Source organism: Ancylobacter sp. WKF20, from assembly GCF_029760895.1.
Lineage (GTDB): Bacteria > Pseudomonadota > Alphaproteobacteria > Rhizobiales > Xanthobacteraceae > Ancylobacter.
Map to the genome: position 1 here is coordinate 1,419,277 of NZ_CP121679.1, position 20,362 is coordinate 1,439,638.

Here is a 20,362-nt window from a genome sequence, read left to right on the forward strand (position 1 = left end):
CCGCGTAGACAAATCCGGCATTTCAGGCATTCTGCACTGCACAAGGGCGGGGGCCTTCCCGTGAATTGCGGCACGGGTTGCCTACTCTCCCCGTGAGGAGAATTTTCTAGATGCTAAGTCCTGCTTCCATCGTACCCGTGGTCCTCGCCGGCGGCTCGGGGACACGGCTCTGGCCGGTATCCCGCGACAGTCTGCCCAAGCAGTTCCAGTCGCTCTACGGCACCAATACGCTGTATCAGGACACCCTGAAGCGCGTGTCCGACCGGTCACTGTTCAGCGCGCCGATCGTGCTGACGCATGAGGACTTCCGGTTCTTCGCCCGCCGTCAGGCGCAGGATATCGGCCTTGAGGCCACCGTCGTGCTGGAGCCGACGCGCCGTGATTCGGGCCCGGCGCTTCTTGCCGCAGCCATGGTCGCCCAGCGCCTCGCCGGCGAAGGCTGCCTCGTCCTTGCGCTCGCCGCTGATCATGTGGTGCTCGACAACGCGCTGTTCGTCGATGCCTGCCGCGCTGCAGCACGGGCGGCCAGCGACGGCCACATCGTTACCTTCGGCATCACCCCAACCGAGCCGAGCACCGCCTATGGCTATATCCGCCCCGGCGCCACCACGGGCACGGGCGAGGCCTCCAAGGTCGATGCCTTCGTCGAGAAGCCCGACAGCACCACGGCGGCGCGCTACCTCACCGAGGGCTATCTCTGGAACTCCGGCAACTTCCTGTTCCCGGCCAGCCTGCTGATCGAGGAGGCCGAGCGTTTCGAGCCCGAGATCGTCGCGGCGGTGCGCGAGGCGGTGGAACTCTCCATCGAGGATCTCGGCTTCATCCGCCTCGACGCCAAGGCGTTCGCCGACTCGCCCTCCAAGTCCATCGACTACGCGGTGATGGAGAAGACCACCCGTGCCGCCGTCGTCGAGGGCAAGTTCCGCTGGTCCGACATCGGCAGCTGGGACGCGCTGCGCGCGCTGGAACCGGGCGATGCCGCCGGCAACGTCACGCACGGCCCGGTGACGCTGCTCGATTCGACCAACAACTACATCCACACCGACGGCCCGCTGGTCGCGACCGTGGGTGTCGACAACCTCGCCGTGGTCGCGACCGAGGATGCGGTGCTGGTCATGCCCGCCTCGCGCTCGCAGGATGTGAAGGCGCTGGTCAGCAAGCTGAAGAGCGACCGCCACAACGCCGCCAGCGAGCACCTGAAGGCGCACCGGCCCTGGGGCACCTATCAGACCATCTGCCGCGGCGAGCGCTTCCATGTGAAGAAGATCGTCGTCGAGCCGGGCGGGCGCCTCTCGCTGCAGAAGCACTATCACCGCGCCGAGCACTGGATCGTGGTGAAGGGCACCGCTGAAGTGACGCTCGACGGCCGGGTGTTCGAGGTGCGCGAGAACGAATCGACCTACCTGCCGCTCGGCGGCGTGCATCGCCTCGCCAACCCCGGCAAGATCCCGCTGGAGCTGATCGAGGTGCAGACCGGCTCCTATCTCGGCGAGGACGACATCGTCCGCCTGGAAGACGTCTACAACCGCAGCTGATGCGGCCCGGCCGGCGGCGCGTCCGCCGGCCCCTCCCCGGCCCCCTCCATTGCATCGACGGGCAAGGGCGCTTATTCAGCCCTGCCGTGGCGGTGAGCCGACGGCACCGACCGGCGGCATTGCCGGCCGCGCGATGAAGGGAGTATCGCTGTGGGCATGGTCCAGACGGAGACAACCCCCGCCGTTCCGACGTCCCACCGGGACGAGCCGCTGCGCGACAGCGTCCGGCGTACCCTCGCGATCGAGGCCAAGGGCCTCGCCGCCCTGATCGACGCCATTGACGGCGCGCTGGGCGACGGCATGGAACTAGCCATACGCGGCATCGAGGCCGCGCGGGGCCGCGTCATCGTCACCGGCATGGGCAAGAGCGGGCATATCGGCCGCAAGCTCGCCGCGACGCTCGCTTCCACCGGCACCCCCTCACTGTTCATGCACGCCGCCGAGGCGAGCCATGGCGATCTCGGCATGGTGACGCCGGACGACGTGCTGCTCGCCCTCTCCTGGTCGGGCGAGACGGCCGAGCTGAGCGACATCGTGCATTATGCGCGCCGCTTCGCCGTGCCGCTGATCGCCATCACCTGCAATTCCGACAGCACCCTCGGGCGCGCCGCCGATGTCGTGCTGGCGCTGCCCAAGGTCGAGGAAGCCTGCCCGAACGGGCTCGCGCCCACCACCTCCACCCTGCTCCAGCTCGCCGCCGGCGACGCGCTGGCCGTCACGCTGCTGGAGCGACGCGGCTTCTCGGCGTCCGATTTCCGCGTCTTCCACCCCGGCGGCAAGCTCGGCGCGCGCCTGCTCAAGGTCGCCGACCTCATGCATGGCGAGGACAGCGTCCCGCTGGTCGCGCGGGGCACGCCGATGAGCGCCGCGCTGATCGAAATCACCGGCAAGCGCTTCGGCTGCTGCGGCGTCGTCGACGCCAATGGCCGCCTCGTCGGCATCGTGACCGACGGCGACCTGCGCCGCCACATGAGCGGTGACCTGCTGAGCCATCCGGTCGAGACGGTGATGACGGCCTCCCCGCTCACCGTCGCGCCGGATGAGCTGGCCAGCGCCGCGCTGGGCCGCATGAGCCGCACGCAGATCACCGTGCTCTTCGCGGTGCGCGAGGGCGTGCCGGTCGGCATCCTGCACATTCACGATCTCCTGCGCGCCGGCGTCATCTGACCCCGCCCGCCCTTCCGCGAGGACTTCCCATGAGCGGCGTTTCCGCCAATGCCATCGTCACCCTCGGCGAGGTGCGCTTCGGCAATGATCTGCCGATCGCGCTGATCGCCGGCCCGTGCCAGATGGAGAGCCGCGAGCACGCGCTGGAATGCGCCGCCGCGATCAAGGAGATCGCCACGCGCCGGGGGATCGGCGTGGTGTTCAAGACCTCCTTCGACAAGGCCAACCGCACCTCGATCAAGGGCGCGCGCGGCATGGGTATGAAGGCAGCGCTGCCGATCTTCGCCGAGATTCGCGAGCGCTACGGCATGCCGGTGCTGACCGACGTGCATGATGACGACCAGTGCGCCCCGGTGGCGGAAGTGGTCGACGTGCTGCAGATTCCCGCCTTCCTGTGCCGCCAGACCGACCTGCTCATCGCCGCCGCCGCGACCGGCAAGGTGGTGAATGTGAAGAAGGGCCAGTTCCTCGCCCCCTGGGACATGAAGAACGTGGTCGCCAAGCTCACCGATTCGGGCAACCCGAACGTGCTGGTGACCGAGCGCGGCGCCTCCTTCGGCTACAACACGCTGGTCACCGACATGCGCTCGCTCCCCATCATGGCCGAGCAGACCGGCGCGCCGGTGATCTTCGACGCCACCCACTCCGTGCAGCAGCCGGGCGGCCAGGGCACCTCCTCCGGTGGCCAGCGCGAATTCGTGCCGGTGCTGGCGCGGGCAGCGGTGGCGGTCGGCGTCGCCGGCCTGTTCATCGAAACCCACCCCGACCCGGACAAGGCACCGTCCGACGGGCCGAACATGGTGCCGCTGAACCAGTTCGAGGCACTCATCGCCCGCCTTCAGGCGTTTGACGCGGTGGCAAAGGGCCACGGCGCCTGATGGCGCCTGTAGGCCTGCCTTCCCGCTCCCCTCGCCTGCCCCGCTGGATCGAGACGCTGGCGCGCCTCGGCGCGCTCGCCTGCCTCATCGCGCTGCCGCTGCTCTCGCTGCTGCCGGCCGATGTCGTCGAGCGCACCGGGGCGGGGAAGAATCTCGAACACGCCATCGCCTATGCCGGCACGGGCCTGCTGCTCACGCTCGGCATCGCCGCGCCGCGTCGCCGGCTGATCGCCACGCTGCTGCTGATCGCGCTCGCCGCCACGCTGGAGACTGCGCAGGGCTTTACCGCCACTCGAAGCGCGGAGCTGGCGCAGTTCATCGCCGGCTCGATCGGCACACTCGTCGGCCTCGTCGCCGGCTCGCTCGCCCGGCGCTGGCTCGCTCATTGAGCTTCCGAAAACGACAACGCCGCGGCGACCCGACGGCCCCGCGGCGTTGCCTGTTTGCCAGCCGCCGGAGCAGCCGCCCCTCAGAGGCTCTGGTTGTAGGCGCCGACTTCCGGGTGGGTGCGCAGCACGCCGTCCACCAGCTTGAACATGTCGTACATGCGGGCCTCGGAGACCGGGCTCTCGACCACCACGACCAGCTCCGGCTTGTTGGAGGAGGCGCGCACCAGACCCCAGGAGCCGTCTTCCGCCGTCACGCGCACGCCGTTGACGGTGACGATGTCGCGGATCGCCTGGCCGTCGATCTTCCCGCCGCTGGCGGCCAGATCCTCGAAATGCTTCACCACGGCAGCAACGACGCCGTACTTCTTCTCGTCCGCGCAGTGCGGCGACATGGTCGGCGAGGACCAGGTCTTGGGCAGCGCGTCGCGCAGCGCCGACAGCTTCTTGCCGGGGTTGCGGTCGAGCATGTCGAGAATGGCGATGGCCGAGACGAGGCCGTCATCATAGCCGCGCCCGATCGGCTTGTTGAAGAAGTAGTGGCCGGACTTCTCGAAGCCGACCAGCGCGCCGCTCTCGTTGACGCGGCGCTTCATGTAGGAATGGCCGGTCTTCCAGTAGTCGGTCTTGGCGCCATTGGCGATCAGCACCGGATCGGTGACGAACAGGCCGGTGGACTTCACATCCACCACGAACTGCGCTTCCGGGTAGATGGCTGAGAGGTCGCGGGCGAGCATCACGCCCACCTTGTCGGCGAAGATTTCCTCGCCATGGTCATCGACCACGCCGCAGCGGTCACCGTCGCCATCGAATCCGAGGCCGACATCCGCGCCGGAGGCGAGCACCGCATCGCGCATGGCGTGCAGCATCTCCATGTCTTCCGGGTTCGGGTTATACTTCGGGAAGCTGTGGTCGAGCTCGGTGTCGAGCGGCACCACCTCGACGCCCAGCGCCTCAAGGATGCGCGGCGCGAAGGCGCCCGCCGTGCCGTTGCCGCAGGCGACCACGGCCTTGATCTTGTTCTTCAGCTTCGGCCGGTCGGTGAGATCCTTGATGTAGATCTCCGGGAAATTCTCGACATAGACGTAGCTGCCGCCCTCGCGCGGCTTGCCAGCCCCGCTGAGCACGATTTCCTTCAGCCGGCTCATCTCGTCCGGGCCGAAGGTCATGGGGCGGTTCACGCCCATTTTCACGCCGGTCCAGCCATTGTCGTTATGCGAGGCGGTGACCATCGCGACGCACGGAATATCCAGCGCGAACTGCGCGAAATAGGCCATGGGCGACAGGGCAAGGCCGATATCGTGCACCTTGATGCCCGCCGCCATCAGGCCGAGCGTCAGCGCCTGCTTGATCGAGGAGGAATAGCCGCGGAAATCATGGCCCGTCACCACCTCGGGCCGGATCCCCATTTCGTGGATCAGCGTGCCGAGGCCGAGGCCAAGCGCTTGCACCCCCATGAGGTTGAGCTCGCTGCCGAAAAGCCAGCGGGCATCATATTCGCGAAAGCCCGTCGGCTTGACGAGCGGCACGGTCTCATAGGCGTAGGTGTTGGGCTTGAGCGAAGCCTGGGGCAACGGAAACATCGGCACTCCTGTCTCAGAGGCGGGAAAGGTGCAGTTCAGTCACAAGAACCGCTAGCATAATTCATGCCCGGGCCGCCAAGGCGGCCGGAACTCACAGCGCGCGGCGCAGGGCGCCCGCCCCTCTCCACAGGCGCCAGATGCGCATCATAGGGGGCATTGCCGGCACTTCTATGAACGGATCATGCGCCCGTTCCATGCGCTTCAGATCGCCGGGCACCAGCACCAGCGGCAGGAACGCCGGAAGAAGTGCCGGATCGGTGCCCGCGAGGCTCGCCAGCGCCCGTTCGTAATGCTTGAGCGCGAGGGCGCGCAGATCACCCAGCGCCGCCCTCAGCGCCGGCGTGGCGGTGCCCGACACGGCGTCATCCCGGCCAAGGCCATGGGCGGCGAGGATATCGAGCGGCACATAGCACTGGCCGCGCCGGGCGTGGAACGGGAAGGCCCGCAACAGGCCGGTCACCGCATAGGCCACGCCCGCATGGCCGGCCGCATCGGCCGAGCGCCGGTCGGCGGTGCCGGTGAGAATGATGCCGGCGAGACGGATCAGGGCGGAGGACGTCTCCCCCGCATAGCCCTCAAGGTCGTTCACCGACGGCATCGGGTCGTCATAGAGATCGAAGATGCGGGCATCGAGCAGGGCGAAGAAGGTCTCGCGCGGCAGATGGTGACGCTCGACGGCCTCAAGCAGCGCCCCCGCCACCGGGTTTGCCCGCACATCGCCGCGCGCCTCGCCGATCAGCGCGTCGCTCCACCATTGCAGGCGGACCTCGCCGGCCATCGGGTTGCTGATCGCCTCGCGCACGCGGGCGACCTCGATGTTGAAGGCGTGCAGGGCGAAGAGCGCGCCGCGCAGCTCGGCTGGCGCGAACAGGTCCGCGACGTAGCGGTCGCGGTCGAAACCGCGCACCAGCGCCGCGCAATAGTCGGTATTCGATTCGCTCATGCGCCCCCGCGGCCGTCGTCAGGGCAGCGCGAGGAGCGCCGCCGCCACCGGCCGCCCCTCGGCCAGCAGCACGTTATAGGTCGAGGCCGCCGCGCGCGTCGGCATGGCATCGACGGAAATACCGACATCGCGCAAGTGCCAGCGCAGCGCATCCGGGATCGCCCAGGGATCAAGTCCGGTGCCGATCAGCAGGAGCTGGACGGCGCCGGCCTGCTCCAGCACGGGCCGCAGCGCGGCCGCGTCGATCTCGGCGGTCGCGCGCGGCCCCCAGGCATGGATGCCGGAGGGCAGCGCGAGGATCGAGCCGGCCGAGGCCATGCCGGCGAAGTGGAACCCGCCGCGGCCATAACCGTCGATCGGCACCTGCTGCGGCAGATGAGCGTCGGCCTTGGCCATAAGGGTCTCCCTGCGCGGCGCTGCCCGATGAAGACGCCTCAGGGCGCGAGGCGTTCCGCCTTGGAGTTCGCCGCGTTCTGCGCGTCCTTCTCGGCCTTCTCCGCCAGCGCACGGGTCGACACGCCGAGATAGATCAGCAGCGGCGAGGCGATGAAGATCGAGGTGTAGGTGCCGACCAGCACCACGCCGAACATCATGGTGATGGAGAAGCTGTGGATCGCCCGGCCACCGAACAGCACCAGCGCGAGCAGCGCCAGCGTCACGGTGACATGGGTGATGACCGAGCGCGACAGGGTGGAATTGATCGACTGGTTCAGCAGCTCGTCCGTCGGCATCTTCTTGTAGCGCCGCAGCATTTCGCGGATGCGGTCATAGATGACGATGGTGTCGTTCAGCGAGTAGCCGAGAATGGTCAGCAGCGCGGCGACGCTGGTCAGATCGAAGTCGATCTGGAAGATCGCCATGAAGCCGATGGTCAGCACGATGTCATGGAAGTTGGCGATGGAGGCGCCCAGTGCGAACTGCCACTCGAAGCGGAACCAGAGGTAGATCAGGATGCAGAGCACGGCGAGCATCAGGCCGACGATGCCGTAGCTGAGCAGTTCCTGCGACACGCGCGGGCCCACCACCTCGACACGGCGATACTCCACGCCCTCGCCGAGCGCGGTGCGCACCTTGCCGACGACGGCCTGCTGGGCCGCCTCGCCGCCCGGCTGCTGGGCGACGCGGATCAGCACCTCGCCATCATTGCCGATCTCCTGGATCTGCACCTCGCCAAGCTCGAGCGATTCGAGCTTGGAGCGCACATCGCCGATGTTCAGCGTGCTGTTGGGGTAGCGCACCTCAAGCAGCGTGCCGCCCTTGAAGTCGATGCCGAAATTCAGCCCGACCGTCATGAAGGCGACCAGCGCCACGATCGACAGGATCGCCGAGATCGGGAAGCTGATGCGCCGGAAGCGCATGAAGTCGAAATTGGTATCGTCCGGTACGATGCGGAGCAGACGCATGGGCTGTCGCCTTTCTCAGATTGGCACGCGCTGGGGGCGCCGCCAGCGCACCCACATCGCCACCATCAGGCGGGTCAGCGTGAAAGCCGTGAACACGGTGGTGATGATGCCGATGCCGAAGGTGATGGCGAAGCCACGCACCGGGCCCGAGCCGATATAGAACAGCACCGCCGCCGCGATGAAGGTGGTGATGTTCGAATCGAGGATCGTCGCCAGCGCGCGCGAGAAGCCCGCGTCGATGGCGGAGATCGCCGACCGGCCCGCCCGCGCTTCCTCGCGGATGCGCTCATAGATCAGCACGTTCGAATCGACCGCGATGCCGACGGTGAGCACCACGCCGGCAATGCCGGGCAGCGTCAGCGTGGCGCCGAGCATGGCAAGGATGCCGAAGATCATGCCGACATTGATCGCGACCGCCACGACCGCCACCACGCCGAACAGGCCGTAGGTCGCGACCATGAACAGGGCGACGGCACCCGCGCCGACCAGCGAGGCGATGACGCCCGCGCGGATCGAGTCGGCGCCGAGGCCGGGGCCCACGGTGCGCTCTTCCACCACCTGCAGCGGCACCGGCAGGGCGCCGGCGCGCAGCAGGATGGCGAGATCGTTCGCCTGCTGCACGCTGAAGCTGCCGCTGATCTGGCCCGAGCCGCCGAGGATCGGCTCGCGGATGACCGGGGCCGAGATCACCTTGTTGTCGAGGATGATCGCGAAGGGCCGGCCGACATTGGCCTGCGTCGCCTCGGCGAAGCGGCGCGCGCCGTTCGTGTTGAAGCGGAAGGTGACGACCGGCTCGCGCGTCGTCGGATCGAAGCTCGGCTGGGCGTCGGTGAGATCCTCGCCGGCGACGAGCACGCGCTGCTCGATGAGGTAGGGCACCGGCGGCTGGTCTTCCGAATAGAGCACGTCCGTGCCCGCCGGAGGACGGCCCTGCAGCGCCTGCTGCGCGCTCATCGAGGTATCGACGAGGCGGAAGGTCAGCTTGGCGGTCTGGCCAAGCAGCGCCTTCAGGCGCGAGGGATCCTGAAGGCCGGGCACCTGCACCTGGATGCGGTCGGCGCCCTGCCGCTGGATCGACGGCTCGGTGGTGCCGAGCTGGTCGATACGCTTGCGGATGATCTCGATGGACTGCGACACCGCCTGGATCGTGCGGGACTGGATGCCCGCCGAGGTCGGGGTGATCGTGATGACATCGCCCGAACGCGACACGTCCGTATCCATCTGCCCGGTCGTCGCCATCGCGCCGCCCAGAGGCTGCGCGAGGGTACGAAGCTGGGTCAGCGCCGCATCGGCGTCCTGTCCCTCGCGGATGCGGATCTGCACGCTGTCGCCCTGGATGGCGAGGCCGCTATAGCCGACCTTGGCATCGCGCAGCACGCGACGGGCATCGTCGCGGAGCTGTTCGAGCCGGCCCTTGCGCAGCTCGTTCGCGTCGACCTGGAGGACAATATAGGAACCGCCCTGCAGATCGAGGCCGAGCACGATCTTGCGCTGGAGGAAACGCGGCAGGCTGTCATAGGCGGCCGGCGGCAGCAGGCTCGGCACGATCATCAGGCAGATGATCGTCGAGAACACCGCAATCGCCAGTGCCTTCCATTTCGAGAAGTAGAGCATGTCGTTCTTTCCGGCCGCCCCTCAGGAACGCCCGCAAGAGGTAAGCGTCAGGCGGCGCTGTCTTCCTTGGCGGGCTCGCCCTTGGCGCGCACGTCGGAGATCAGGGCACGAAGCTGGCGGACCTTCACGCCATCGGCGAGCTGAAGCTCGATTTCGGTGTCGTCCACCACGCGGGAGACCTTGCCGATGAGGCCACCGGTGGTCACCACCGTGTCGCCACGGCGGATGTTCTTCACCAGCTCCTGATGCGCCTTCACCTTCTTCTGCTGCGGACGCAGGATGAGGAAGTACATGATGACGAAAATCAGCACGAACGGCAGCAGCGACATCAGCATGTCGGTACCGCCCGGAGCGGCGCCCTGCGCGAAGGCGGGAGTGATGAACATGTCGGTTCCTTGTCCGTCGAAGAGTGGCGGGCGGAAGGCCCGGCGGAAGCGGCGCGGACTATACTGACGCGCCTGCCGATTGCAAACGGCGCCGGTGCCCGTTCCGGTCACGGATGGGACAGCATCCACGGCCCATAAGTCTTGCGCCATCAGTCCCACGGACGAGTCGCGCCTCGCGCTTGTCCTCACCGGGCCGGCTGGCTATTCCGGGCGGACAAGGAGCCCGCCATGACCCACGCTTCCGACGCCGCCGCCCCGCCCGATCTCGGCCCGCTGCTCGTGCGCATCGCCGAGGCGCTCGAACGCCTTGCCCCGGCGCCGGCCGCGCGGGGCGACTTTGAGGTCGCCGACGCCTTTGTCTGGCAGGCGGACGCCCGGCATCCGGCCCCCGTGCCGAAGGTCAGCCGGGTCGAGATGGCCCTGCTCAAGGGCATCGAGCGCACGCGCGAACAGCTCCTCGACAACACGCTGCGCTTCGCCCGTGGCCTGCCCGCCAACAATGCCCTGCTCTGGGGCGCGCGCGGCATGGGCAAGAGCTCGCTGGTCAAGGCCGCCCATGCCAGTGTCAATGCGGTGATGGCCAGCGAGGGCAAGCCGCCGCTGAAGCTGGTGGAGATCCATCGCGAGGATATCGAATCCCTGCCCGCGCTGATGGCGCTCATGCGCCCCGCGCCGTTCCGATTCGTCGTGTTCTGCGACGATCTCTCCTTCGACGCCGACGACACCTCCTACAAGTCGCTCAAGGCGGTGCTGGAAGGCGGCATCGAGGGGCGACCGGAGAATGTGCTGTTCTACGCCACCTCCAACCGCCGGCATCTTCTGCCGCGCGACATGATGGAGAATGAGCGCTCGACGGCGATCAATCCGGGCGAGGCGGTCGAGGAGAAGGTGTCGCTGTCCGACCGCTTCGGCCTGTGGCTCGGCTTCCACAAATGCAGCCAGGACGACTATCTGGCGATGGTGGAGGGCTATGCCGCCCATTTCGCCCTGCCGCTCGACGCCGACACGCTGCGGGCCGAGGCGCTGGAATGGGCGACGACGCGCGGCGCGCGCTCGGGGCGTACCGCCTGGCAATATGTTCAGGATGTCGCGGGACGGCTGGGCGTGTCGTTGTCGGAACCGCCAGCCGCCCCGCGCTGACCGGCGCCGAGGTCCAAACGTCACGCCGGGTGGGGAACGGCGGAGCGCAACGCTCCGCCGGAACGGCTCGGCGGCTCAGAGGCCGGCGAGATACTGCGACGGGTCGACCGGCTGCGAGCCCTTGCGGATCTCGAAATGCACCTGCGGCGAGGTCACATTGCCGGTCTGTCCGGCCTTGGCGATCACCTGGCCGCGCTTCACCGTGTCGCCCTTCTTCACCTCCAGCTCGCTGTTATGCGCGTAGGCGGTGACGTAGCCATCGGCGTGCTTGATCAGCACGAGATTGCCATAGCCCTTCAGCTCGCTGCCGGCATAGGCGACGACGCCATCCTCGGCGGCCTTGACCGCCGTGCCTTCCGGCACCGAGACGTTGATGCCCTCATTCTGCTGCCCGCCCGGCTTCGGCCCGAAGGTCGAGATCACCCGGCCACGGACCGGCCAGCGGAACTGCGTGCCGGAACCGGTGCGCATGTCGTCCGGCGTCTCGGCCGGCTTCACCGCGGCGATGGTCTGCGGCTTCTCGGTGGTGGCGACCGGCGCCGGGGTGGCGGGAGCGGTCGCAACAGCGGCGGGCTTGGCGGCAACCGGCGCCGCGGCGACCGGCGCGGGCGCCGGGTGCGGAGCAGCGGCAACGGCGGGGGTCGTCGCGGGCTTGGGCGCGGCGGCGACCGGGTTGGCGGCAGCGGCACCGGCGCCCGGAATGGTCAGCGTGCGGCCGATCTGAACCTGCGCGTTGATGTCGAGCCCGTTGGCGGCGGCGAGCGTGCCGCGCGGCACGCCGTAATTGCGGGCAATGGAGCTCAGCGTCTCGCCGGGCTTCACCACATGGCTGCCGCCGCCGGCGGCGGCCATCTGCGGGGCGCGCGGCGCGGCGGCCTGCGGCGCCAGCTGCTGGGGCTGCGAGCCATAGAGCGGCTGCGTCGCCGGCACGGGCGCGGCGGCGGGATAGGAGGTCGGCGCGGCGGCGGCAACCGGGTAGTTCGGGGCGGCGCTGGCGAGCTGGCGCGGCGCGCCATAGGGCGCGGGAGCAGCGGCGGGGGCACCGTAGGGCGAGGGATAGGCGCTGGCGACACCGGCGCCTGCGGGAGCGGCGAGCGGTGCGGCCGCCACCTGCCCACCGACCGGAGCCCCCATCGGCGCCTGCTGCACGACCCCGGTGGGGGCAGCGGCGACCGAGCCGGTGTAGCTCGGCGCCCCGGCGCTTGTGGCGAACGGGCTGGCGTTCGGATCGCTGAAGCGACCCGTATCCGAACTGCAGGCGGCAGCCGTGCCACCAAGAAGCGCGACAACCGAAAGCCGTATCAGGGAGCTGCTGCCGGAGGCCGTCAAAAAGTTACGCATCTCACCGCACCCGAACGCTAAAACTGTGAGACCGATTAAAACCTCGTATAGGTAAACGTCGGCTTAAATCACCGCGCGTTCGGCAACCTTCGCGGCCTTTTCGGGGCAGGAGGATCAAAGCACCGTCGCGATTCCCGGCCGCATCGGCACGAAGCGGACATGGCCGAGCTCGCGCCGTTCCAGCCCGCCTGCCGTTCGGGCAAGACGGAGCAGTATCTGGGTATCGTCCGGCGGCCCGACCGGCGCCACCAGCACCCCCTCGGGGGCGAGCTGTTCGAGAATCGCGGCGGGGATTTCCTCGACCGCCGCCGACAGCAGGATGCGGTCATAGGGCGCGCGGGCGCCATAGCCGCGCATCCCATCGGCGATGGCCACCTCGACATTGGAGAGCCCCAGCGAATCGAGCCGGCGCGCCGCCGCGTCCGCCAGCGTGCGGAAACGCTCCACGCTCACCACCTCGCGCACGATATGGCCGAGGATCGCCGCCGCGTAGCCCGAGCCGGTGCCGACTTCCAGCACGCGATGGCCGGGGGCGAGGTCGAGCGCCTGCGCCATCAGCGCCACCACGGCGGGCTGGCTGATGGTCTGGCCGCAGTCGATGGGCAGCGCCTGGTCGGCCCAGGCGAGCGGGCGCAGGCCCGCCTCGACGAAGCGCTCGCGCGGCACGCGCTCCAGCGCGCTCATCACCGCCCGGTCGCGAATGCCGCGCTGGCGGAGCGCGAGGAGAAGCTGCGCGCGCTCCAGCGCCTCGTCGGACGCTTCCGTCATGGCCGCGCGAAGACCTGGGCGAGCTGCGTCATCATCGGCTCGTCGGTCATGTCGAAGCGCAGCGGCGTCACCGAGATGAAGCCCTCGTCGAGCGCGTGCAGGTCCGAGCCGTTCACCGTCTCGAAGATGCGCTTCTCGAAGGCGATCCAGTAATAGGGATTGCCGCGCCCGTCCGCCCGCTCGTCGATGCGCAGCAGGTCCTGGTTGCGCCGGCCCTGCGCGGTCACCCTTATGCCCTTCACCTCGCCCACCGGACGGTTGGGGAAGTTCACATTGACCACGATGCCCGGCGGGATGCCGTCCTTCAGCAGCGTGCGCACCACGTCCGGCCCGAAATGCTCGGCGACCGTGTAGGGCGGCGCGCGGCGGGTCTCGAAGCCATAGGCCTGCGACAGGGCGACGGAGGGGATGCCGAGCACCGTGCCTTCCATGGCGCCCGCCACCGTGCCGGAATAGCCGACATCCTCGGCGACGTTCTGCCCGCGATTGACGCCGGAGAGCACGAGGTCCGGCTTGTGGTCCTTGAGGATGTGGCGCACCGCCATGATGACGCAGTCGGTCGGCGTGCCCTTCACCGCGAAGCGCTTCTCCGCCACCTGCCGCAGCCGCAGCGGGTCGGAGAGCGAGAGCGAATGCGACACGCCCGACTGGTCGGTCTCCGGCGCGACGATCCACACATCGTCCGAGAGCGCCCGCGCAATATTGGCGCAGGCCTCGAGCCCCGGCGCGTGGATGCCGTCGTCATTCGTGACCAGGATGCGCATGTCCACCTATCCTACCTGAAACACCGTCATCCCGGCCGAAGCGCAGCGGAGAGCCGGGATCGCTCTCCGCCTTGGATACGATCCCGGATCGGCCTTTGGCCGTCCGGGATGACGCTATCGCTCACACGCCGTCGCTCACCCGCCGATCCGCGTCAGCCCGCCCATATAGGGCACCAGCACGTCCGGCACCGTCACCGAGCCGTCCTCGTTCTGGTAGGTCTCGAGGATCGCCACCAGCGCGCGGCCGACCGCGACGCCCGAGCCGTTGAGCGTGTGGACATAGCGCGGCGCCTTGGCGTCCTTCGCCCGGTAGCGCGCATTCATCCGGCGGGCCTGGAAGTCGGTGCAGGTCGAGACCGAGGAAATCTCGCGATAGGCGTTCTGGCCGGGCAGCCACACCTCGATGTCGAAGGTGCGGGCCGAGGCGAAGCCCATGTCGCCGGTGCAGAGCGTCACCACGCGGTGCGGCAGGTCGAGCTTCTTCAGCACGTTCTGCGCGCAGGCGAGCATGCGCTCCTGCTCGTCCAGCGACGTCTCGGGCGCGCAGATGGTGACCATCTCCACCTTGTTGAACTGGTGCTGGCGGATCATGCCGCGCGTGTCGCGCCCCGCCGAGCCGGCCTCGGCGCGGAAGCAGGGGGTGAGCGCGGTGAGCCGCATCGGCAGTTCTTCCTCGGAGAGGATGGACTGCGCGACGAGGTTGGTCAGCGGCACTTCGGAGGTGGGGATGAGCCAGAAATTGTTCGTGTACTCGCCAGCATCAAACCGCTTCATCAAGCGCTGCTGACGTTCGCGACTAAGGGCGAGCAGTTCTTCCCCACTCAGACGGTCACCTTTTGTCAAAACTATCTGATCTTGGAGGTCAGAGTGGAAGTCTACCCAAAGGCGTTCGAGATCGAAAGCGGCCGCACTAAACTGATCCTCGCGGAACTTCGGCAGCTGCGCGGTGCCGAACATCGCCTCGTCCTTCACCAGCACCGGCGGGGCGACCTCGGTGAGGCCGTGCTCGTCGACATGGGTGTTGATGAAAAACTGGCCGATGGCGCGTTCCAGCCGGGCGAGCTGGCTCTTGAGCACCACGAAGCGCGCGCCGGAGAGCTTGGCGGCGGCCTCGAAATCCATCTGGCCGAGCGCCTCGCCGATCTCGAAATGCTGCTTCGGCGTGAAGGCGTAAGAGCGCGGCGCGCCGACGCGGTCGATCTCGACATTGTCGTGCTCGTCCTTGCCGTCCGGCACCACCTCAAGCGGCGCGTTCGGAATGGCGGCGAGCTGCGTGTGAAGCTCGGCCTCGGCCGCCTTCACATCTTCTTCCAGCGCGGGAATATCGGTCTTGAGCGCCCCAACCTCGGCCATCAGCGCGTCGGCCTTGGCGTTGTCGCCGGCCTTCTTGGCGGCGCCGATCTCCTTGGAGGCGGCGTTGCGGCGGGCCTGAAGCTCTTCCAGCTTCACGATGCCGGCGCGGCGGCGCTCGTCGAGCGCGATCAGCCCGTCCACCAGCGCCTGCGCCTCGCTCTCGGGCGTACCCCGGCGGGTGAGCGCAGTCACGAGCCCTTTCGGCTCCTCGCGAATCCATTTGATGTCGTGCATGGACGTCTCGCTTTCGCGTCTGATCGGCCCTGTGGCCCGTGCCGCAGGGGACTACCCAATGACGGCGCCGCCGACAAGGGCGGCGATCAATCGGGCGGCGATCAAACGGGCACGGATCAAACGCGGCGCGCGGGATGCCCCTTACGCCACCGAGCCCTCGGTCGCCGCCTCACGCGCGGCGCGCCGCTTCTCGATCATCTGCACGAGGATCACCGAGATTTCGTAGAGCAGCAGGGTGGGGATGGCGAGGCCGAGCTGGCTGACCACGTCGGGCGGGGTCAGCACCGCCGCGACGACGAAGACGCCGACAATGGCATAGCGGCGGAACTTCTTGAGCTGGTCGGAGGAGACCACGCCGATCTGCGCCAGCAGCGTCAGGATCACCGGCAGCTGGAAGCAGATGCCGAAGGCGAAGATCAGCGTCATGATCAGCGAGAGATACTCACTCACCTGCGGCAGCATGGAGATTTCCGGCGAGCCGGGGCCGGCGGCCTGCTGCATGGAGAGGAAATAGGTCATCGCCATGGGCATGGCGACGAAATAGACGAAGGCCGCGCCAATGAGGAAGCACACCGGCGTCGCCACCAGATAGGGGCGGAAGGCGTTCTTCTCGTGGCTGTAGAGGCCCGGCGCGACGAACATGTAGATCTGCGTCGCCACCACCGGGAAGGAGATGAACGCCGCCCCGAACATGCCGAGCTTGATCTGGGTGAACAGGAATTCCTGCGGCGCCGTGTAGATCAGCTTCACATGCTCGGTGCCGCCGGCCGCGAACTCGTAGGGCCAGAGCAGGATGTTGTAGATGAACTTGCCCAGCATGAAGCAGGCGAAGAAGGCGATGAAGAAGGCGATCAGCGACTTGATCAGCCGCGAACGCAGCTCGATCAGATGCTCGATCAGCGGGGCCTTGGAGGCGTCGATATCGTCCTGGCTCATGCACCCGGCCCTTCATTGCCGGTAGAACCGGCCGGCGCCTTGGCGGCACGGGACCGGGGCTTGGGAGACGCCTTGGCGGCGGCCGGCGGGGTACCGAGCGGCAGTTCGCCGGTCGAGGCCACAACCTCGGCCGTCTTGGCACGCACGCGCGGCTTGGCGGCACGCTTGGGCGCGACATCCGTTGAGGCGATTTCCGTTGAGGCGATTTCCTTGGGCGCCGCGTCAACCGGCGCAACCACCGGGTCGGCGGCGGGAGCCGCCTTGCGGCGGGTCGACCGCTTGGGCAGCGCCGGGCGCGGAGGGGCGTCGGCCACCGGGGAGGCCGGCGCGGCCGCCGCAATGGTGGGGGCTTTCTCCGGCGTCGCAGCGGCAGCAGCCGGCGCGGGCGCGGCGGCCGCCACCACAGGGGAAGCCGGTGCCGGCGGCTGCGAGGTCGCCGGCGCGGCGGAAGCCGAGACCGGCGCAGCGGCGGCGACAGAAGCGCTGGCCGGCGCCGCCGGCTCCATCTTCTGCGTCGCGGCCCGCACCTCGTCCTCGATGGTCTCGAAGGCGTGGGTTTCCAGCTCGCTCGGCGGGGGAAGCTGCGCCTCGATGTCGGCCGCCGGCAGCTCCGTGCGCTCGACCGGGGTCGAGGTCGCCTTCATCTCGGTGTCGAGATCCTGCAGGGGATTGGTCGGAAAGGCGTTGCTCAGCGTCGAGCGCGCATTGTCGGCAAGACCCGAGAGGTCGTTGCGCAGACCGCTCACGCTGTCCTTGAGGTCGGATAGCTCCGCCTCGCGGAGCGCCTCGTTGAACTGGCCCTGGAACTCGCCGGCCATGCGGCGCAGCTTGCCGACCCCCTGCCCCACCTTGCGCAGGACAGTCGGCAATTCCTTGGGCCCGATCACGACCAGAGCGACGACGCCGATCACCAGTAGTTCGGACCAGCCGATATCAAGCATATGTCAAGCCGGGGCCGCCGCAGCGGCCCTCCCCGATCAAGAACGCCCGCGAGCGGGCTTCAGCCGACCTTGGTCCGCTCGGCTTCAACGCTCGACTGGTGGTCGAGGGAACGCACCGGCTCGGCCGGCTTGGCGGTCGTCTCGTCGTCGTCCGACATGCCCTTCTTGAAGGCCTTGATGCCCTTGGCGGCGTCGCCCATCAGCTCCGACAGCTTGCCGCGGCCGAAGAGGAGGAGCACGACGACCAGCACGATGATCCAATGCCAGATGCTCAGCGAACCCATTTTACAACTCCCTGTCCGAGGCGCCGCCGGCCCCTGGTGACGACGCTTCGCAATTGTGAGCGGACACTAGGGCCCGGTTGCGGCGAAGACAAGAACTTCGGCCGCGTCGATGTGCACGCCTACGTCATGGCCACGGTGTAATCCGGCAACCGGGCGGCGGCGTGCGACCAAAGGGGTATCGAGGCCCTCGACCGCGACCTCATAGAGATCAAGCTCGCCGAGGAATCGGTGGTTGATCACCCGGCCGGGAACCCCGGTGCCGGGGGCGCGCAGATCGACCCCCTGCGGGCGGATGGCGGCAACCGCCGGGCTGCCCTCGGCGAGGCCGGGCGCCGGATAGTCGCCGAAGGGCGTGTGGATCTTGCCCTGACTGGCCACACTGTTCACCTCATTAACCTCGCTGAAGAAGCGCGCGGCGGCGAGATCGGCGGGGTGGCGGTAGAGTTCTTCGGGCGTGCCGAGCTGGACGATTTCGCCCTTGCGCATCAGCGCGATCCTGTCCCCAAGCCGCATCGCCTCCTCCGGGTCATGCGTGACGATGATGCAGGTCGCGCGCGCTTCCCTAAGCACCGCAAGGGTTTGCGCGCGCACACTGCCACGCAGGCGACTGTCCAGCCCCGAGAAGGGTTCGTCCATAAGGAGAATGCCGGGGCGTGGCACAAGCGCACGGGCCAGCGCCACGCGCTGCTGCTCGCCGCCCGACAGCGCATGCGGATAGTCCTGCGCATGCGCCTCCAGCCGCACCCGCGCGAGCGCCCGCAACGCCTCCGCCCTCGCCTCCGCCGCGCTGAGCGCCCGCAAACCGAAGGCGACGTTCTGCTCATTGGTCAGGTGCGGGAACAGCGCATAGTCTTGAAAAACAAGGCCAATACTGCGTTTTTCCGGCGGCACGAACATGCCCGGACCCGCCACCACCTTGCCGTCGAGCAGGATCTGGCCGGCGCTCGGCCGCTCGATGCCGGCGATGAGGCGCAGCAGCGTGGTCTTTCCACAGCCCGACGGGCCGAGCAGGCACAGGATCTCGCCGGGCTCGACCGTGAGCGAGATGCCGCGCACCGATTCCGAGGCGCCATAGGCGTGGCGGAGCCCGTCCAGCGTCAGGCGATTGGCGAGCGAGACCGGGGTGCGGGCCTGCGCGCGGACCGGCATCTGGGACATGCGGCGCCTTTCCTGTGCGAGGAACCGCCGCTACCCCTCGTCCTCATCATCCGCCTCGGGTTCCGGGGCAAAGGAGAGGTCGAACTCGGGCTCCAGCGGATCCTCGTCGTCCTTAAGCCCGGCATCGTCACTGGGCAGAGGCACGGTTAAGCCGGCGGAGACGCGCGCGTCAATGAGCCCGGTGCCGCGCAATTCCTCCAGACCCGGCAGATCCTGGATGCTGTCGAGCCCGAAATGCACCAGGAAGGTCTCCGTGGTGCCATAGGTCACTGGCCGGCCGGGGCTGCGCCGGCGCCCGCGCATCCGCACCCAGCCGGCGGCGAGCAGCACGTCGAGCGTGCCCTTATTGGTTGAAACGCCACGGATTTCCTCGATCTCCGCCCGCGTCACCGGCTGGTGATAGGCGATGATCGCCAGCGTCTCCAGCGCCGCGCGGGAGAGGCGGCGCGGCTCCGGCTTGTCGCGCGACAGCAGGAAGCCGAGATCGGGCGCGGTGCGCAGCATCCACTTGCCGGCGACCCGAACGAGATTGACGCCGCGCGGCGCGTAGTCCGCCGCCAGTTCCGCCAGCAGCGCGCGCAGGTCGGATCCCTCCGGCAGGCGGGCGGCCAGCGTCGCCTCGTCCAGCGGCTCGCCAGCGGCGAACAGCATGGCCTCCAGTAGCCGCAGGCCGAGCGCACGGTCGGGGATGAGGGGTTCACGATCCGGCTGCGGCGCACGCGCCGCCTCGGCGCTCATGCCCCCTCCCCGCCGGTCGCGCGTGAGCGAATCCAGATGGGGGCGAAGGGTGCCTCCTGCTGCACGTCGATCAGCCCTTCGCGCACCATCTCAAGGCTCGCGGAGAAGCCCGAGGCGAGCGCGGTCGCCCGCATCTTCGGATCGGCCATCCAGTTGAGCAGGAAACCGTCCAGCCGCGCCCATTCCCCGCCAAGCGCGAGGCGGCCGATCAACCGCTCCAGCCGCTCGCGTGCCTCGGCCAGAGAAACGACGTTGCGCGGGGCGAAACGCACCTGCGACAGCGCCATCTTCTGCCGCTGTGCGCCATAGGCGGCGAGCAGTTCGTAGAGCGTCGCCTCATAGGTTTGTGGCCCGCCGCGCTCCAGCGGCTCCGGCGCGCCGCGTTCAAACACCTCGTGACCGATGCGGTCGCGGGTCGCCAGATGCGCCGCCGCCGCGCGGATCTGCTCCAGCCGGCGCAGGCGCTCGGTGAGATCGGCGGCGAGATCTGCCGCGCTCGGGCCTTCTTCCTTCGTCGGCTCGGGCAGCAACAGGCGGGATTTCAGATAGGCCAGCCACGCCGCCATGACGAGATAATCGGCCGCGAGTTCCAGCCGGATGCGCCGCGCTTCCTCGACGAAGGTGAGATACTGCTCCGCGAGATCGAGGATCGAGATACGGCCGAGGTCCACCTTCTGCGTGCGTGCGAGCGCCAGCAGCAGGTCGAGCGGGCCCTCGAAGCCGTCCACATCCACGACGAGCGACGGCTCGCCCGGCGAACGGGCGTCATCCGCCTCGAAAGCGAACTGGCTTTGCTCCATGAAGTGACCG

General features: G+C 68.5%; 21 protein-coding genes. 5 read left to right on the top strand and 16 right to left on the bottom strand.

Features of this window, described 5'->3' with window-relative positions:
• Positions 1–110 precede the first annotated feature (110 nt).
• From AncyloWKF20_RS06500 to AncyloWKF20_RS06515, 4 genes are all read left to right on the top strand, one after another.
• The gene (locus AncyloWKF20_RS06500; RefSeq protein WP_279317068.1) at positions 111–1,535 is read left to right on the top strand and encodes a mannose-1-phosphate guanylyltransferase/mannose-6-phosphate isomerase; all 1,425 of its coding nucleotides are present in this window, start codon (positions 111–113) and stop codon (positions 1,533–1,535) included.
• 156 nt (positions 1,536–1,691) lie between these two features.
• The gene (locus AncyloWKF20_RS06505; protein WP_279317069.1) at positions 1,692–2,702 is read left to right on the top strand and encodes a KpsF/GutQ family sugar-phosphate isomerase; all 1,011 of its coding nucleotides are present in this window, start codon (positions 1,692–1,694) and stop codon (positions 2,700–2,702) included.
• 29 nt (positions 2,703–2,731) lie between these two features.
• The gene (kdsA, locus tag AncyloWKF20_RS06510; RefSeq protein WP_267582229.1) at positions 2,732–3,580 is read left to right on the top strand and encodes a 3-deoxy-8-phosphooctulonate synthase; all 849 of its coding nucleotides are present in this window, start codon (positions 2,732–2,734) and stop codon (positions 3,578–3,580) included.
• Positions 3,580–3,969, top strand: coding sequence for a hypothetical protein (locus AncyloWKF20_RS06515; RefSeq protein WP_279317070.1), 390 nt, complete (start codon positions 3,580–3,582; stop codon positions 3,967–3,969). Before kdsA ends, AncyloWKF20_RS06515 begins: the two co-directional genes overlap by 1 nt.
• 80 nt (positions 3,970–4,049) lie before the next feature.
• On the opposite strand, the gene AncyloWKF20_RS06520 is transcribed toward AncyloWKF20_RS06515, so the two are convergent.
• From AncyloWKF20_RS06520 to yajC, 6 genes are all read right to left on the bottom strand, one after another.
• Positions 4,050–5,549 (bottom strand): phosphomannomutase/phosphoglucomutase, encoded by a 1,500-nt coding sequence (locus tag AncyloWKF20_RS06520; protein ID WP_279317071.1) that lies wholly within the window; start codon positions 5,547–5,549, stop codon positions 4,050–4,052.
• A 91-nt stretch (positions 5,550–5,640) separates the two neighbouring features.
• The gene (locus AncyloWKF20_RS06525; RefSeq protein WP_279317072.1) at positions 5,641–6,492 is read right to left on the bottom strand and encodes a phytoene/squalene synthase family protein; all 852 of its coding nucleotides are present in this window, start codon (positions 6,490–6,492) and stop codon (positions 5,641–5,643) included.
• Positions 6,493–6,510: 18 nt separating this feature from the next.
• On the bottom strand, positions 6,511–6,888 hold the full coding sequence (locus AncyloWKF20_RS06530; RefSeq protein ID WP_279317073.1) for an Mth938-like domain-containing protein: 378 nt from the start codon (positions 6,886–6,888) through the stop codon (positions 6,511–6,513).
• A 38-nt stretch (positions 6,889–6,926) separates the two neighbouring features.
• Positions 6,927–7,895, bottom strand: a complete 969-nt coding sequence (gene secF / locus AncyloWKF20_RS06535; protein ID WP_279317074.1) for a protein translocase subunit SecF — start codon at positions 7,893–7,895, stop codon at positions 6,927–6,929.
• A 15-nt stretch (positions 7,896–7,910) separates the two neighbouring features.
• Complete coding sequence (secD, locus tag AncyloWKF20_RS06540) at positions 7,911–9,509, bottom strand: protein translocase subunit SecD (RefSeq protein ID WP_279317075.1); 1,599 nt, start codon at positions 9,507–9,509, stop codon at positions 7,911–7,913.
• 47 nt (positions 9,510–9,556) lie between these two features.
• Positions 9,557–9,895 carry a preprotein translocase subunit YajC gene (gene yajC, locus AncyloWKF20_RS06545; RefSeq protein WP_267582222.1) on the bottom strand — a complete coding sequence of 113 codons (339 nt, stop codon included), beginning with the start codon at positions 9,893–9,895 and terminating at the stop codon, positions 9,557–9,559.
• A gap of 228 nt (positions 9,896–10,123) precedes the next feature.
• Between yajC and AncyloWKF20_RS06550 the strand changes: the two genes are divergently transcribed.
• A complete protein-coding gene (locus tag AncyloWKF20_RS06550) occupies positions 10,124–11,035 on the top strand; it encodes an ATP-binding protein (RefSeq protein ID WP_279317076.1) in 912 nt (303 codons plus the stop codon).
• A gap of 75 nt (positions 11,036–11,110) precedes the next feature.
• Here the strand turns inward: AncyloWKF20_RS06550 and AncyloWKF20_RS06555 are convergent, their stop codons facing one another.
• The 10 genes from AncyloWKF20_RS06555 to AncyloWKF20_RS06600 form a co-directional block, all read right to left on the bottom strand.
• Entirely contained in the window at positions 11,111–12,376 is a 1,266-nt protein-coding gene (locus tag AncyloWKF20_RS06555) for a M23 family metallopeptidase (RefSeq protein WP_279317077.1), read from the bottom strand.
• 114 nt (positions 12,377–12,490) lie between these two features.
• Complete coding sequence (locus tag AncyloWKF20_RS06560) at positions 12,491–13,144, bottom strand: protein-L-isoaspartate(D-aspartate) O-methyltransferase (protein WP_279317078.1); 654 nt, start codon at positions 13,142–13,144, stop codon at positions 12,491–12,493.
• On the bottom strand, positions 13,141–13,908 hold the full coding sequence (gene surE / locus AncyloWKF20_RS06565; protein WP_279317080.1) for a 5'/3'-nucleotidase SurE: 768 nt from the start codon (positions 13,906–13,908) through the stop codon (positions 13,141–13,143). The genes AncyloWKF20_RS06560 and surE overlap by 4 nt, the downstream gene beginning before the upstream one ends.
• A gap of 135 nt (positions 13,909–14,043) precedes the next feature.
• Positions 14,044–15,495 carry a serine--tRNA ligase gene (serS, locus tag AncyloWKF20_RS06570; RefSeq protein WP_279317081.1) on the bottom strand — a complete coding sequence of 484 codons (1,452 nt, stop codon included), beginning with the start codon at positions 15,493–15,495 and terminating at the stop codon, positions 14,044–14,046.
• A 141-nt stretch (positions 15,496–15,636) separates the two neighbouring features.
• Positions 15,637–16,431, bottom strand: a complete 795-nt coding sequence (gene tatC / locus AncyloWKF20_RS06575; RefSeq protein WP_279317082.1) for a twin-arginine translocase subunit TatC — start codon at positions 16,429–16,431, stop codon at positions 15,637–15,639.
• Positions 16,428–17,372 (bottom strand): Sec-independent protein translocase protein TatB, encoded by a 945-nt coding sequence (tatB, locus tag AncyloWKF20_RS06580; RefSeq protein ID WP_279317083.1) that lies wholly within the window; start codon positions 17,370–17,372, stop codon positions 16,428–16,430. The genes tatC and tatB overlap by 4 nt, the downstream gene beginning before the upstream one ends.
• A 59-nt stretch (positions 17,373–17,431) precedes the next feature.
• On the bottom strand, positions 17,432–17,656 hold the full coding sequence (locus tag AncyloWKF20_RS06585; protein ID WP_279317084.1) for a twin-arginine translocase TatA/TatE family subunit: 225 nt from the start codon (positions 17,654–17,656) through the stop codon (positions 17,432–17,434).
• Between the two features lie 66 nt (positions 17,657–17,722).
• Positions 17,723–18,805: an ABC transporter ATP-binding protein gene (locus tag AncyloWKF20_RS06590; RefSeq protein ID WP_279317897.1), complete on the bottom strand. Its 1,083-nt coding sequence runs from the start codon at positions 18,803–18,805 to the stop codon at positions 17,723–17,725.
• Between the two features lie 39 nt (positions 18,806–18,844).
• Positions 18,845–19,552 (bottom strand): SMC-Scp complex subunit ScpB, encoded by a 708-nt coding sequence (gene scpB / locus AncyloWKF20_RS06595; protein ID WP_279317085.1) that lies wholly within the window; start codon positions 19,550–19,552, stop codon positions 18,845–18,847.
• Positions 19,549–20,352, bottom strand: a complete 804-nt coding sequence (locus tag AncyloWKF20_RS06600) for a ScpA family protein (protein ID WP_279317086.1) — start codon at positions 20,350–20,352, stop codon at positions 19,549–19,551. The genes scpB and AncyloWKF20_RS06600 overlap by 4 nt, the downstream gene beginning before the upstream one ends.
• Between the last annotated feature and the right edge of the window lie 10 nt (positions 20,353–20,362).